Genomic DNA, 14,500 nt, shown 5'->3' on the forward strand with positions numbered 1-14,500 from the left:
TAATTAGTGCGAATTCAGGAGGTGTTTTTAGCATGTACCACTATTCCGATTCATTTTACCTTGGATAACAAGGTTTTCTGTTTAGTTATTAATAAACTTCTCAAATACAAAACCATAATCTTTCACATTATATTGTTTCTTCGTATCAACGAGCCAGTTAAAGGCGATTTCGTTCATTTCTTTAAATTGCTCTGCTAAATTTACTTGTGCATTTGAAATACGGCTAAAAGCGTTAGATGCCATATCTAAACTTTTATGTGCATACTGCAATGTAATATCGTTGTCGTATGAAATTTCTTCGATTTTAAGTAAAGCTTTATATAAATCTTTTAATTCCTCGATATGTTTTTTATGAACATCAATTGAATAATGTTCATCTCCCATTTGAAATTTAATTTCTACATCTAAATCAATCGTTCCCGCAGTTTCAAGCGCTACGTTTTTAATTTGATATTTACTATAGCTAAAGCGGCGTAGTGTACGTTTTTTGCTTGTCGCACTTGTACCATCTAGGTGAAGTAATCCTTTGTTTGTGAAGCAATATTCATCTGATTTCGATTTAATTAGAAAATAAATTTTCTCTCCATCTTCATGCATTACGTAATCATCAGCATCGACCTTGTCATAATCTTTCGGTGTAATGACAGAACCTACATCACTTAACCCTAAAACATCAGCAGCTACTTTTTTGAACATATATAATCCCCCTTGTAAATTAAATTCTTAATTATACAAAAATATATTAACATGGTTTTAACAAAGAGTTTTCTTTTAATGAGAAAATGTTGGGAGGTAAGTTAAGAAAAGGAACGAATATTATTTTGAAAATATGTAAAAAGGTGCTGAGAAAAAGTGTACCATCATACAAAAACAAAAGGAGATTTAGCTGTTTTAAAGGCACAAGTTGATTTGTATGAAAAAGGATATATGATTTTAATACCACAAACAGAGCATTAGCCCTTTGATCTTGTAGTGTATAAAGGCGGGGTATTTAAAAGGGTGCAAGTGAAATATAGAGAGTTGAATGCAAGAGGGATACTGGAAGTAAGATTCCGATCTAGTTATTCTACAGCAAGCGGAGTCGCTGCAAAAGAAGTGAATAAAGAAGAAATAGATGTGTATTGTGTATATTGTCCTCAAACGGATTGTTGTTATTATTTCAACCCAAAATTATTTAGTAAATCTATTAGTTTAAGAGTGGATTCTCCGAAAAATAACCAAGAGAAAAAAGTTAATTTTGCAAGTGATTATAGAGAAATTCCGTGAAAGCACCTCAAGCGATATGAGGTGTTTTTTCAATCTCTCTTTGAAATCTTACAATTCTGTAAGGTAACTGTAAGGTAGTTCGATGGTAACAAATTGCTAATCCTCTATAATGAAGGTAACAACGATAAAACGAGGAGGAAGAAATAATGAAGGGATTAATCGTAACAGGTTTAACAGTTGCTTTTGGATTTGTAGCGTATGAGAAATTAACGTATGTAGTTGATGTTGTAAAACATTTAATCGCGTAGAGGAAACTACCATGAGAGGGAAAGGGAATGAGTGAATGAATGGAATGGTTATTTGGAATTATAGGTACTTGTAGTGTTGTGTTATTGTTCTTTGTCCCAAGTGGTATACTTAGTTCGACAACGAGTTTGTTCTTCTTAAGTTTGTTTGCTTGTACGATGCTCATCATTATGTTTTTAATGAAACGAAGTAAACCAATCTTCTACTTTAGCATGATTGTTATGGCAATTATTGTTCTCCAAATTATTACCCTTGTTATATACCCCACTATTATAAAAGCTTTCCATTAATGATGAATCCTCTGCTTGAATTGCTGAGGGTTTTTATTTGCATATTTTTAATTTTGAGTAGGAATTCACTTGTATTGAAATGTAAAAATTAAATATTTCTATATTTCAAACAAAGGGTTTCGGGATGTTGTGTTCTCATTACTCATTTGATATATTTACTTTAAAGATAATTAAAATCTAGAAAAAGAGGCGGACGTATGGATAAAAAAGAAAATACGGTCGTATTGTTTCCGCAACTATCAGAGCGCTATATTGATGAAGGTTTTTTAGCGCTGAAAGAGCGGAAATTCGAAGATGCATTGCGCTGCTTTGAAATATTACGTCAGTATAATGCAGAAACGGAACAAACGGAACTAGCTTCGGTTATTTGTTTGTTAGAATTAAAACATATGGAAGAAGCGAAAGAGAAATGTGAACAGTTACTGGAAACAGGAGCTGTCTTATTTGGTGATATTCTTGAAACGTATGTGACAATTTTAGTTCAAACAAATGATTATGAAGGTGTTATTGAAACTGTTGAAAAAGTTTTGCAAACGAAAGATGTAATGCCTGAGCAAAAGGAAAAATTAGCGCAGCTCGCTTTATTTGCAGAAGGTATGTTAAATGAAGTAGATACATCACGAGTTGATTCGAATTTTGAGTTAGATGAATTTACTAATGAAATATTTGGAGAAAACTTTGGGCAAAAGCTAAGAGCGATTCAGCAACTTTCGTTAAAAGATTTGGATCTTGCATTACCTATTTTAAAGAAATTTTTAATAGACGAAAAACAGCACCCTTATTTGAAAACTTCTATTTTATATAAAATGATAGAAAATCAAATAGAAGAAGAGATAGAGGTAGAAAAGTTTGGGAATACGATCAAGGTAATTCCAGCATTTACAGGTCATAATGAGGAGCAATCCGATAACATTATACATAGATTATCAAGTCGATTAGAGCAAAATTATCCTGATATATTTGATGCGATGGTTACATATTGGAAAGAATTGCAAATTAGCATTTTCCCATTCGCTCTATTAATGGATAAAGTGGAGATTTGGGCTGCTGTTTTAGAGAGAATTGGTAGAAAGCGTTTCGGGTTGACTATTGATGAAGAAGAGCTTATGACAGCGTATAATATTGAATTAGAAGAGTTTCATATTGCCTATCAATGGTTATTACGTGTTGAAAGAGAAGGATATTTGCCCGTATAATTATGAAAAAGAATCGTTCGGTTCTTGAAACGAGCATATTCTATGTTATAATGTAAGGGTTGCAAAAGGCAGAAATCTGCCTGTTTGTAAGAGAAGAGAAGTGCAATTCTCTTACTTAATATGTTTCATATTATTCTCGAACAAAATATACCGTAGTTGTCTTTTAGGCAATTAGTAGATTGGAACATTATATCTGAAAGCTTTTGCTAGAGGATTATTTGTACTTTTGTTATTTCAAAAAAGAGATAATGAAGATCTTAATCTATAGAGGTATGTGCATACATTATTATAGTTGGAGGGAAAGAATAAATGGCTGCAAAATGGGAAAAATTAGAAGGTAACGTAGGCGTTTTAACAATCGAAGTTGATGCTAAAGAAGTAAACAACTCTATCGACGCTGCGTTCAAAAAAGTAGTAAAAACAATCAACGTACCAGGTTTCCGTAAAGGAAAAATGCCTCGTCCGTTATTCGAACAACGCTTTGGTGTTGAATCTTTATACCAAGATGCTTTAGATATCATCTTACCAAAAGCATACGGTGAAGCAATCGATGAAGCTGGTATCTTCCCAGTTGCTCATCCTGAAATCGACATCGAGAAGTTCGAAAAAAATGCTAACCTTATCTTCACTGCAAAAGTTACAGTGAAACCTGAAGTTAAATTAGGTGAGTACAAAGGTTTAGCAGTAGAAAAAGTTGAAACAACTGTAACTGACGAAGATGTAGAGAACGAATTAAAATCTTTACAAGAGCGTCAAGCTGAGCTAGTTGTTAAAGAAGAAGGAACTGTTGAAAACGGTGATACAGCTGTAATCGACTTCGAAGGTTTCGTTGATGGCGAAGCATTTGAAGGCGGAAAAGGCGAAAACTACTCTCTAGCAATCGGTTCTGGTACATTCATCCCAGGTTTCGAAGAGCAAGTAATTGGTCTTAAATCTGGTGAGTCTAAAGACGTTGAAGTATCATTCCCAGAAGAGTACCATGCTGCTGAATTAGCTGGCAAACCAGCAACATTCAAAGTAACAGTTCATGAAATCAAAACAAAAGAACTTCCTGAGTTAAACGACGAGTTCGCTAAAGAAGCTGACGAAGCGGTTGCAACTCTTGATGAATTAAAAGCAAAACTTCGCACAAACTTAGAAGAAGGCAAAAAGCACGAAGCTGAGCACAAAGTACGTGACGAAGTAGTAGAATTAGCTGCTGCTAACGCTGAAATCGACATTCCAGAAGCTATGATCGACACTGAGTTAGATCGTATGGTTCGTGAATTCGAGCAACGTTTAAGCCAACAAGGTATGAACCTTGAGCTTTACTACCAATTCACAGGTACTGATGCTGACAAGTTAAAAGAGCAAATGAAAGAAGACGCTCAAAAACGCGTAAGAATCAACCTTGTTCTTGAAGCTATCATTGAAGCTGAAAACATCGAAGTTACTGAAGAAGAAGTAACTGCAGAAGTTGAAAAAATGGCTGAAATGTACGGTATGCCAGTAGACGCTATCAAGCAAGCTCTTGGAAGCGTAGACGCTTTAGCTGAAGATCTTAAAGTTCGTAAAGCTGTAGACTTCTTAGTAGAAAACGCTGCATAATAAAATAACAAGGCGCGATTTTAATCGTGCCTTGTTTTATAAATATAGAAATATATTTATAAAACTTTTCGATGAAGAAGGAAAACTTCCTTAATGAGTCGAATATACATATTTCAAAAGTTTTAAAAACTTTTTATTTGTACATAACTAGTCATATTATTTGTATTTCTCGCCACGTAGTGACATAATATGTATTTACATACGATACATTTATCGTGTACATACGAAGGCAAGAGGTTAGCACTTTGTAAGGGGTGTGAAAATATGTTTAAATTTAATGATGAAAAAGGGCAATTAAAATGTTCTTTCTGTGGTAAAACACAAACGCAAGTTCGAAAGTTAGTTGCAGGTCCAGGTGTTTACATTTGTGACGAGTGTATCGAACTTTGTACTGAAATTGTACAAGAGGAGCTTGCGAAAGACGAAGAAGTAGAATTCAAAGATGTACCGAAACCGGTAGAAATTCGTGAAATCTTAGATGAGTATGTCATCGGACAAGATAACGCGAAAAAAGCACTAGCGGTAGCGGTATATAACCATTACAAACGCATTAATTCTAACAGCAAAATTGATGATGTAGAATTAGCGAAGAGTAATATCGCACTTATCGGGCCAACAGGTAGTGGTAAAACATTACTGGCACAAACGTTAGCGCGTATTTTAAATGTTCCATTTGCAATCGCGGACGCAACATCTTTAACTGAAGCTGGGTACGTTGGGGAAGATGTAGAAAACATCTTACTTAAATTAATCCAAGCAGCTGATTATGATGTAGAGAAAGCGGAAAAAGGAATCATTTATATTGATGAGATTGATAAAGTGGCACGTAAGTCCGAAAATCCATCAATTACACGTGATGTATCTGGTGAAGGTGTGCAGCAGGCACTTCTGAAAATTTTAGAAGGTACTGTAGCGAGCGTTCCACCTCAAGGTGGCCGTAAGCATCCGCATCAAGAGTTTATTCAAATTGATACAACGAATATCTTATTCATCTGTGGTGGAGCGTTTGATGGCATCGAGCCAATTATTAAACGTCGTCTTGGTGAAAAAGTAATTGGATTTGGTTCTGAGAAGAAAAATGCTGATGTAAATGAGAAGCATGTTTTATCTCACGTATTACCAGAGGACCTTTTAAGATTTGGTTTAATTCCAGAGTTTATCGGTCGTCTTCCAGTTATTGCGAACCTAGAGCCGCTTGATGAAGATGCTCTTGTTGATATTTTAACGAAACCGAAAAATGCACTTGTTAAGCAATTCCAAAAACTATTGGAGCTTGACGATGTTGAGTTAGAGTTTGAAGAAGGCGCACTAATTGAGATTGCGAAAAAAGCAATTGAACGTAAAACAGGTGCTCGTGGACTTCGTTCTATTATTGAAGGCTTAATGCTTGAGGTAATGTTCGAGCTACCATCTCGCAAAGATATCGAGAAGTGTATTCTTACAAAAGAAACAGTAGCTGATAACGCAGCGCCAAAATTGGTGTTACAAGACGGTACTGTACTTGATACAAAAACATCTGCATAATGCGAAGGGGAAACAGCAATTTTTATAATTGCTGTTTTTCTTTATGTTTAGCTATGTTCCTCCGCGGAAATACTAAGAGATAAAACATTGCGGGAGGAAATAAATGATGAGCTGGACAAATATATTTTTACTTGTTCAACTTGTTTTTGGTGTAATTGTCGGATTGTATTTTTGGCATTTACTTCGAAATCAGCGAACACAAAAAGTTTCAATTGATCGAGAATCAAAAAAAGAATTAGAACAGCTTCGTAAAATGCGTGAGATTTCTTTAACAGAGCCGCTTGCGGAAAAGGTGCGTCCTACATCCTTTTTAGATATTGTGGGGCAAGAGGACGGGATTAAGTCGTTAAAAGCGGCTCTTTGTGGTCCAAACCCGCAACATGTGATTATATATGGTCCGCCAGGTGTCGGAAAGACAGCGGCAGCACGTCTTGTATTAGAAGAAGCAAAACGAAATCCAAAATCTCCATTTCGCACAAATGCAACATTTATTGAACTGGATGCGACGACAGCTCGGTTTGATGAACGTGGTATTGCAGACCCTTTAATTGGTTCGGTGCATGATCCAATTTATCAAGGTGCTGGTGCGATGGGGCAAGCAGGTATTCCGCAACCGAAAAAAGGTGCGGTAACAGATGCTCACGGTGGTATTTTGTTTATTGATGAGATAGGTGAACTACATCCGATTCAAATGAACAAAATGTTAAAGGTGCTAGAAGATCGAAAAGTGTTTTTGGAAAGTGCATACTATAGTGAAGAAAATACGATGATTCCAACGTATATACATGATATTTTTCAAAAAGGTTTACCAGCCGATTTTCGCTTAGTTGGGGCGACGACACGTTCGCCAGATGAGATACCTCCTGCTATTCGGTCGCGCTGTTTAGAAGTGTTCTTCCGTGAATTAGATACAGAAGAAATTCAAAAAGTAGCGAAGAATGCGGCTGACAAAGTGGAAATGCAAATCGGTGAAAATGGTATTGAAATGATTGGGATGTATGCGAGAAATGGGCGAGAAGCGATTAATCTTGTACAAATTTCTGCTGGAATGGCAATAAATGAAGAACGTCCTTTCATTAAAGATGAAGATATAGAGTGGGTTGTTCACTCTAGTCAGCTCACACCGAAGTATGAAAAACGCATTTACCCTATTCCGAGAATCGGTCTTGTAAATGGACTTGCTGTATACGGACCAAATACAGGCGCATTATTAGAAATTGAAGTAACAGCAATCAAGGCGAAAGATAAAGGATCGGTAAATGTTACCGGAATTGTTGAAGAGGAAAGTATTGGTAGTCAAACGAAATCCATTCGTCGTAAAAGTATGGCGAAAGGTTCTGTAGATAATGTATTAACAGTACTTCGATCTCTAGATGTGTTGCCAGAAGGGTACGATATACATATTAATTTTCCAGGTGGTATCCCGATTGATGGGCCTTCGGCGGGAATTGCTATGGCAACAGGCGTGTATTCAGCGGTGCATCATACGTATGTGAATAATGAAGTAGCGATGACTGGTGAGATAAGTATACACGGGGAAGTGAAACCTATCGGTGGTGTGTACGCAAAAATAAAAGCTGCGAAAAAGGCAGGAGCTAAGAAAGTTATCATTCCTGCTGAAAACATGCAACCATTTTTGTATACAATAAAAGGAATTGAAATTATTCCTGTTCGGAAGTTGAAGGAAGTATTTGAGCTAACGTTTATACAGGAAAATATACATCGAGAGCTTGATGTACATAATACGATAGACGAAACAGATGCACAATCAATGTGAGAATGAACGATAATAGTATTTGCCAGACTTCGTTTAAGTTTGTATGCTTAAGCGGAGTCTTTTTTCTTTTATAAGGGAGAAAAAACGAGGGATTTACAGTTGCGGAGAATCTCTGCAATTGCATCTAGATGTATTGTAATATAAAATAGTTGAACAGGAGTTTAATTTATTATGGAGGTGCTATGTCTAGTATGAATACGAATGAAAGAATCGTGCCCCTCCTACCATTAAGAGGCGTTCTCGTATATCCAACGATGGTTCTGCATCTTGATGTAGGACGTGATAAATCGATACAAGCACTAGAGCAGGCGGCAATGGATGAAAATATCATCTTTTTAGCAATGCAAAAAGAAATGAATATCGATGATCCGAAAGAAGATGACATATATAGTGTAGGTACAGTGGCGAAAGTGAAGCAAATGTTAAAATTGCCTAACGGTACGCTTCGTGTCCTTGTAGAAGGTTTACATAGAGCAGAAGTAGTAGAGTTTATCGAAGAAGAAAATGTAGTGCAAGTTTCTATTAAAACGATAACGGAAGAAGTGGAAGCTGATTTAGAAGAGAAAGCCCTTATGCGTACATTACTGGAGCATTTTGAACAATATATTAAAGTTTCGAAAAAAGTTTCAAATGAAACATTTGCAACGGTAGCTGATGTAGAAGAGCCAGGAAGATTAGCTGATTTAACTGCTTCTCACTTGCCAATTAAAACGAAGCAGAAACAAGAGATTTTAGAGATTATATCTGTGAAAGAACGATTACATACACTTATTTCAATTATTCAAGATGAACAAGAATTACTTAGTTTAGAAAAGAAAATTGGACAAAAAGTGAAACGTTCAATGGAGCGCACGCAAAAAGAATATTTCTTACGTGAGCAAATGAAGGCGATTCAAACTGAACTTGGCGATAAAGAAGGTAAGGGCGGGGAAGTTGAAGAACTTCGTGAGAAAATTGAACAGTCAGGAATGCCTGAAGAAACAATGAAGGCTGCGCTGAAAGAATTAGATCGTTATGAAAAGTTACCAGCAAGTTCTGCGGAGAGCGGTGTAATTCGAAATTATATCGATTGGTTATTAGCGCTTCCGTGGACAGAAGCAACAGAGGATATGATTGATCTTGCTCATTCTGAAGAGATTTTAAACAAAGATCATTACGGTCTTGAGAAAGTGAAAGAGCGCGTACTTGAATATTTAGCGGTACAGAAGTTAACAAATTCATTAAAAGGACCTATCCTTTGTTTAGTAGGACCTCCTGGGGTCGGAAAAACTTCGTTAGCGCGTTCCATTGCAACATCATTAAATCGTAATTTTGTCCGTGTATCCCTTGGTGGTGTACGTGATGAATCTGAAATTCGTGGTCACCGCCGTACGTACGTTGGAGCAATGCCAGGACGCATTATTCAAGGTATGAAAAAGGCGAAATCAGTTAATCCAGTCTTTTTATTAGATGAGATTGATAAAATGTCTAACGATTTCCGTGGAGATCCATCAGCCGCATTACTTGAAGTGTTAGATCCAGAACAAAACCATAACTTCAGTGATCATTACATTGAAGAACCATATGATTTATCCAAGGTTATGTTTGTAGCAACTGCAAATACACTTTCCAGTATTCCAGGCCCATTACTTGATCGTATGGAAATTATTTCGATTGCTGGCTATACAGAACTTGAAAAAGTTCATATTGCTCGTGAACATTTATTGCCGAAACAATTAAAAGAGCATGGCTTACGAAAAGGTAATTTACAAGTACGTGATGAAGCGCTTCTTGAAATGATTCGCTATTATACACGTGAGGCTGGTGTTCGTACACTAGAGCGCCAAATTGCAAAAGTTTGTCGTAAAGCAGCAAAGATTATCGTTACAGCAGAACGCAAGCGTATTGTAGTAACAGAGAAAAATGTTGTTGATTTACTTGGTAAGCACATATTCCGTTATGGGCAAGCTGAAAAAACAGACCAAGTTGGTATGGCGACAGGTTTAGCGTATACAGCAGCAGGTGGCGATACACTGGCGATCGAAGTGTCCGTAGCGCCAGGTAAAGGGAAATTAATTTTAACAGGGAAACTTGGGGATGTTATGAAAGAATCCGCACAAGCAGCGTTTAGCTATATTCGTTCTCGTGCAGAAGAGCTTCAGATTGATCCTGATTTCCATGAGAAAAATGATATTCATATTCATGTTCCAGAAGGAGCAGTTCCAAAGGATGGACCGTCAGCAGGTATTACGATGGCAACAGCACTTATTTCTGCACTAACAGGTATTCCTGTAAGTAAAGAAGTGGGGATGACAGGTGAAATTACACTTCGTGGTCGTGTATTACCGATTGGTGGTTTAAAAGAAAAAACATTAAGTGCTCACCGCGCAGGTTTAACAAAGATTATTTTACCGGCGGAAAATGAGAAAGATTTAGATGATATTCCAGAGAGCGTAAAAGAAAACCTTACGTTTGTGCTTGCATCTCATTTAGATGAAGTATTGGAGCACGCATTAGTAGGAGTGAAACAATGAAAGTAACAAAAGCAGACATTGTAATTAGTGCTGTTAAACCAGAACAATATCCAGACGGTGACTTACCAGAAATCGCATTAGCGGGTCGTTCCAATGTCGGGAAGTCTTCATTTATTAATAAAATTTTAAATCGTAAAAAGTTAGTGCGTATTTCTTCTAAACCAGGGAAAACACAAACATTAAACTTCTTCTTAATTAATGAGATGATGCACTTTGTGGATGTTCCAGGTTACGGATATGCGAAAGTATCTAAAACGGAGCGCGCAGCTTGGGGTAAAATGATTGAGACGTACTTTACAACACGTGAGCAATTAGACGCAGCTGTACTAGTAGTTGATTTACGTCACAAACCAACAAATGATGATGTAATGATGTATGATTTCTTAAAGCATTATGACATCCCAACAATTATTATTGCAACGAAAGCCGATAAAATTCCGAAAGGGAAATGGCAAAAGCATTTAAAAGTTGTTAAAGAAACGCTTGATATTGAAAGTGGCGATGAAGTCGTTCTATTCTCTTCTGAAACAGGACTTGGAAAAGAAGAAGCATGGAAAGCAATTCATAAATTTACAAAAACAAAAAACGCGTGACGAATGTCGCGCGTTTTTTGTTTTACTAATTTTTTTAGCGTACGTTTAATGTAACCTCAATATTTCCTCGTGTTGCTTTAGAGTAAGGGCATACACCGTGAGCGGCTTCTACAAGTTCTTGTGCTTCGCTATGTGAGACGCCGGCAACATGTACATCAAGCACAGCGGATAGGCCGAAACCACCGTCTGTATCTTTTCCGATAGAAACGTGAGCAGTTACTTCTGTACTTTCTACTTTCACACGTTTTGTACGAATGACAAGTTGTAACGCACTATCAAAACAAGCAGCATAACCAGCAGCAAATAGTTGTTCTGGATTTGTTGCCTCTCCGCCTGCACCACCTAGTGCTTTCGGCATTTTTACATCAAGATTTAATATGCCATCATCTGAAACTACTTTTCCGTTTCTTCCACCTGTAGCAGTTACTGAAGCAGTATATAATTTATCCATGTTTATTCCCCTTTTCTATCATTAATTGTTTTCATTGTTTCAATTAGTTTATTTAATTGAATTAATAAAGAACGATATTCTTGTTCTGTAATTCCTAAATTTGTAGCCATTGTTGTCGGTAATGAACAAGCCTTATCTTGTAAATCTTTACCTTGTTCTGTTAATTCAATACATACTTTTCGCTCATCTTCTCTGGAACGAACGCGTTTTACAAGGTTTAATGATTCCATTCGTTTTAGCATAGGTGTTAACGTACCTGAATCTAAAAATAGACGTTCTCCAATTTCTTTTACTGTTAGTCCATCTTGCTCCCATAGTACGAGTAAAGTAATGTACTGTGGATACGTAATGCCCATTTCTTCTAAATACGGTCGGTAAAAGCGTGTAACCTCTCTAGAACAGGCGTAAATAGAAAAACAAAGTTGGTTATCTAGATGTAAAGAATTATCTACCATACATAACTCCTTTCTCATTAAGTTGTGCACAATTTAATTTTGTAAAATCAATATAACGGAAAAGAAATACAATGTCAAATACATTGTATTGAGAAAGTTTGTGCTACAATTTGGCACAATCATACATATTTTCCTTCATGATGAAAGAAGATAGGAAAGATGATGTTATAATTCATATGGAATAGTTTCCATCACTTGATTATGAGGACTTTTTTTGGTAACGTACAAATAGAGTTATTATTTTATAATCATTATAAAGTAGAAAGTTTTTATTCATTTTACTGAATCTCCTTTCTTACATATGGAGAATAAATAAAAAAATAATCGGTTGTTCACACGATTGTCAGATTCATAAGAGGAAAGTTGTATTATGATAGTAGATAAAGTGATAAAACGGGTGAAGGGGGACATGCTGCGTGCATATTCTTGTTGTTAGTGTAAATTATCGAACAGCCCCTGTAGAATTTCGTGAGAAACTCACATTTCAGGCAACAGAACTAGAGCAAGCAATGACGACATTACAAAAGCAAAAGAGCGTGTTAGAGAATGTCATTGTATCAACTTGTAATCGCACTGAGATTTACGCTGTTGTCGATCAATTACACACGGGACGGTATTATATTAAGAAGTTTTTAGCTGATTGGTTTCAGCTTGAAATAGAAGAAGTCGCACCATATTTAACTATTTTTGAACAAGATGGTGCAATCGATCATTTATTCCGCGTAACGTGCGGTTTAGATTCTATGGTAGTTGGAGAGACGCAAATTTTAGGTCAAATAAAAGATAGCTTTTTAGAAGCGCAGCAAGTAAAAGCAACAGGGACAATTTTTAATGAATTGTTTAAGCAAGTCATTACATTAGCGAAACGTGCTCACTCAGAAACGACAATTGGTGAAAGTGCGATGTCTGTTAGTTATGCTGCTGTTGAGCTTGGGAAGAAAATATTTGGCGAGTTAACAGATTGTCACGTACTTATTCTCGGAGCTGGTAAAATGGGTGAACTTGCACTGCAAAACTTATATGGAAGTGGTGCTCGTAAAGTAACAGTCATGAATAGAACGCTTTCAAAAGCAGAAATAATGGCTGAGAAATATATGGGACACGCAAAACCTTTAAGTGAATTACAATGTGCATTATTAGAAGCTGATATTTTAATTAGTTCAACTGGTGCATCGGATTATGTCATTACGAAAGAGATGATGACAAAGGTAGAGAAAATGCGCTCTGGTCGTCCATTATTTATGGTTGATATTGCAGTGCCGCGTGATATTGATCCAGCAATTGATGAGCTAGAAGGTTCTTTCTTGTATGACATTGATGATTTGCAAGGAGTAGTAGAAGCAAACCGTGCTGAGCGTTTGAAAGAAGCAGAGAAAATTCAATTTATGATTGAAGAGGAAATTGTTTTATTTAAAACGTGGTTAAGTACACTTGGTGTCGTTCCGTTAATATCAGCTCTTCGTGATAAGGCACTTGCTATTCAAAGTGAAACGATGGAAAGTCTGGAACGAAAAATACCAACTCTTAGTGATCGTGAGAGAAAAGTAATTAGTAAGCATACGAAAAGTATTATTAATCAATTATTAAAAGACCCAATTTTAGTAGCGAAAGAAATAGCTGCTGAAGAGGGAGCAGACGAAAAATTAGCGTTATTTGCAAAGATTTTCGATTTAGAAATGGAAGACGTAGAGAGTCGTGCGGAAGAAGTAGAACATAAAAGAGCGTGGACACCATCCGTTCCATCTTTATAATTTGGAAGGATGATCGGATGAGTTTTTTAAATAACAGTATTATTTATCATATTGCAATTATTTTATATGCTTGTAGCATTAGTTTATATTTTATAGATTATTTCCAAAGTAACCGAAAGGCGAACCGATTTGCTTTTTGGTTACTTTCGATTGTATGGGTTCTGCATTCTATTTTTATGTTGCTTAGAGCTACAGATTCAGAAACGAACCCTCTTTTAACTTTATTATCAGGCATTTATTTTTATGTTTGGCTATTGATTACGATGTCGTTAGTCATTAATCGATTTATGAGAATCGATTTTTTAGTCTTTTTTACAAATGTTGTTGCATTTGGCGTAAGCGCTTTTTCTATTTTTACGCCGCTTGGAAAGATGTCGCCGGTACTTGCAGAGCAATTAGTTTCGGAGCTTGTATATGTACATGTCGGTATGGCTATTATTTCTTATGCAACTTTTACTGTATCGTTCATTTTTTCTATTATGTATTTATTGCAATATCGCCTATTAAAAAAGAAAAAATGGAATGCGAGATTAAGAAGGTTAGGGAATTTACCGAAGCTAGAATCGATGTCTTACGGATTAAATTTATTTTCTGTTCCATTTTTCTTACTAGCTATTTTATTAGGATGCATATGGGGATATACAAAATTGGACAATTTCCATTGGTATGATACGAAAGTAATCGGGTCTTTTGTCGTTCTATTTGTATATTGTGCTGGCCTATATTTACGAGCGGCAGATGTTTTGCAAGGGAAGAAAATCGTGCAGTGGAACATCGGAGCATTTCTCGTAATGCTAATTAATATTTTTCTATTAAGCAGTTTATCCAACTTCCACTTTTGGTATTTATAA

General features: G+C 36.2%; 12 protein-coding genes and 1 pseudogene. 10 read left to right on the forward strand and 3 right to left on the reverse strand.

The annotated features are described in order from the left end of the window. Positions 1-81: 81 nt before the first annotated feature. Positions 82-696, reverse strand: coding sequence for a PH domain-containing protein (locus RTP99_RS24165; protein WP_000475206.1), 615 nt, complete (start codon positions 694-696; stop codon positions 82-84). Positions 697-852: 156 nt separating this feature from the next. On the opposite strand from RTP99_RS24165, the pseudogene RTP99_RS24170 reads away from it, so the two are divergent. From RTP99_RS24170 to ysxC, 8 genes and pseudogenes are all read left to right on the forward strand, one after another. Beyond that, positions 853-1,266: pseudogene (locus RTP99_RS24170) on the forward strand (group I intron-associated PD-(D/E)XK endonuclease). A 287-nt stretch (positions 1,267-1,553) separates the two neighbouring features. Further along, positions 1,554-1,802 (forward strand): hypothetical protein, encoded by a 249-nt coding sequence (locus RTP99_RS24175; RefSeq protein ID WP_001983650.1) that lies wholly within the window; start codon positions 1,554-1,556, stop codon positions 1,800-1,802. Between the two features lie 197 nt (positions 1,803-1,999). Continuing rightward, positions 2,000-2,998 (forward strand): hypothetical protein, encoded by a 999-nt coding sequence (locus tag RTP99_RS24180; protein ID WP_000358269.1) that lies wholly within the window; start codon positions 2,000-2,002, stop codon positions 2,996-2,998. A 309-nt stretch (positions 2,999-3,307) separates the two neighbouring features. After that, entirely contained in the window at positions 3,308-4,585 is a 1,278-nt protein-coding gene (tig, locus tag RTP99_RS24185) for a trigger factor (protein ID WP_000729259.1), read from the forward strand. A gap of 264 nt (positions 4,586-4,849) precedes the next feature. Then, on the forward strand, positions 4,850-6,109 hold the full coding sequence (gene clpX / locus RTP99_RS24190) for an ATP-dependent protease ATP-binding subunit ClpX (RefSeq protein ID WP_000472282.1): 1,260 nt from the start codon (positions 4,850-4,852) through the stop codon (positions 6,107-6,109). A gap of 106 nt (positions 6,110-6,215) precedes the next feature. Beyond that, the gene (gene lonB, locus RTP99_RS24195) at positions 6,216-7,886 is read left to right on the forward strand and encodes an ATP-dependent protease LonB (RefSeq protein WP_041184788.1); all 1,671 of its coding nucleotides are present in this window, start codon (positions 6,216-6,218) and stop codon (positions 7,884-7,886) included. A 182-nt stretch (positions 7,887-8,068) separates the two neighbouring features. Further along, positions 8,069-10,399, forward strand: a complete 2,331-nt coding sequence (gene lon / locus RTP99_RS24200) for an endopeptidase La (RefSeq protein WP_000097298.1) — start codon at positions 8,069-8,071, stop codon at positions 10,397-10,399. After that, positions 10,396-10,992, forward strand: a complete 597-nt coding sequence (gene ysxC / locus RTP99_RS24205) for a ribosome biogenesis GTP-binding protein YsxC (protein WP_000869113.1) — start codon at positions 10,396-10,398, stop codon at positions 10,990-10,992. Before lon ends, ysxC begins: the two co-directional genes overlap by 4 nt. A gap of 34 nt (positions 10,993-11,026) precedes the next feature. Here ysxC and RTP99_RS24210 read toward each other — a convergent pair whose 3' ends face one another. Continuing rightward, a complete protein-coding gene (locus tag RTP99_RS24210; RefSeq protein WP_000359781.1) occupies positions 11,027-11,443 on the reverse strand; it encodes an organic hydroperoxide resistance protein in 417 nt (138 codons plus the stop codon). Positions 11,444-11,445: 2 nt separating this feature from the next. After that, positions 11,446-11,898, reverse strand: coding sequence for a MarR family winged helix-turn-helix transcriptional regulator (locus tag RTP99_RS24215; RefSeq protein WP_000228199.1), 453 nt, complete (start codon positions 11,896-11,898; stop codon positions 11,446-11,448). A gap of 416 nt (positions 11,899-12,314) precedes the next feature. Here RTP99_RS24215 and hemA point away from each other — a divergent pair, with 416 nt between their 5' ends. Further along, positions 12,315-13,649 (forward strand): glutamyl-tRNA reductase, encoded by a 1,335-nt coding sequence (gene hemA / locus RTP99_RS24220; RefSeq protein ID WP_000547872.1) that lies wholly within the window; start codon positions 12,315-12,317, stop codon positions 13,647-13,649. A 17-nt stretch (positions 13,650-13,666) separates the two neighbouring features. Continuing rightward, a complete protein-coding gene (locus RTP99_RS24225; RefSeq protein ID WP_000008996.1) occupies positions 13,667-14,500 on the forward strand; it encodes a cytochrome C assembly family protein in 834 nt (277 codons plus the stop codon).

It is taken from the genome of Bacillus sp. (in: firmicutes), assembly GCF_031983925.1.
Taxonomy (GTDB): Bacteria; Bacillota; Bacilli; order Bacillales; family Bacillaceae_G; genus Bacillus_A; species Bacillus_A pacificus.

Coding starts and splice junctions, on each gene's coding strand:
- RTP99_RS24165 (WP_000475206.1), bottom strand. CDS start 696: ATGTTCAAAAAAGTAGCTGCTGATGTTTTAGGGTTAAGTGATGTAGGT.
- RTP99_RS24175 (WP_001983650.1), top strand. CDS start 1,554: ATGGAATGGTTATTTGGAATTATAGGTACTTGTAGTGTTGTGTTATTG.
- RTP99_RS24180 (WP_000358269.1), top strand. CDS start 2,000: ATGGATAAAAAAGAAAATACGGTCGTATTGTTTCCGCAACTATCAGAG.
- tig (WP_000729259.1), top strand. CDS start 3,308: ATGGCTGCAAAATGGGAAAAATTAGAAGGTAACGTAGGCGTTTTAACA.
- clpX (WP_000472282.1), top strand. CDS start 4,850: ATGTTTAAATTTAATGATGAAAAAGGGCAATTAAAATGTTCTTTCTGT.
- lonB (WP_041184788.1), top strand. CDS start 6,216: ATGAGCTGGACAAATATATTTTTACTTGTTCAACTTGTTTTTGGTGTA.
- lon (WP_000097298.1), top strand. CDS start 8,069: ATGTCTAGTATGAATACGAATGAAAGAATCGTGCCCCTCCTACCATTA.
- ysxC (WP_000869113.1), top strand. CDS start 10,396: ATGAAAGTAACAAAAGCAGACATTGTAATTAGTGCTGTTAAACCAGAA.
- RTP99_RS24210 (WP_000359781.1), bottom strand. CDS start 11,443: ATGGATAAATTATATACTGCTTCAGTAACTGCTACAGGTGGAAGAAAC.
- RTP99_RS24215 (WP_000228199.1), bottom strand. CDS start 11,898: ATGGTAGATAATTCTTTACATCTAGATAACCAACTTTGTTTTTCTATT.
- RTP99_RS24225 (WP_000008996.1), top strand. CDS start 13,667: ATGAGTTTTTTAAATAACAGTATTATTTATCATATTGCAATTATTTTA.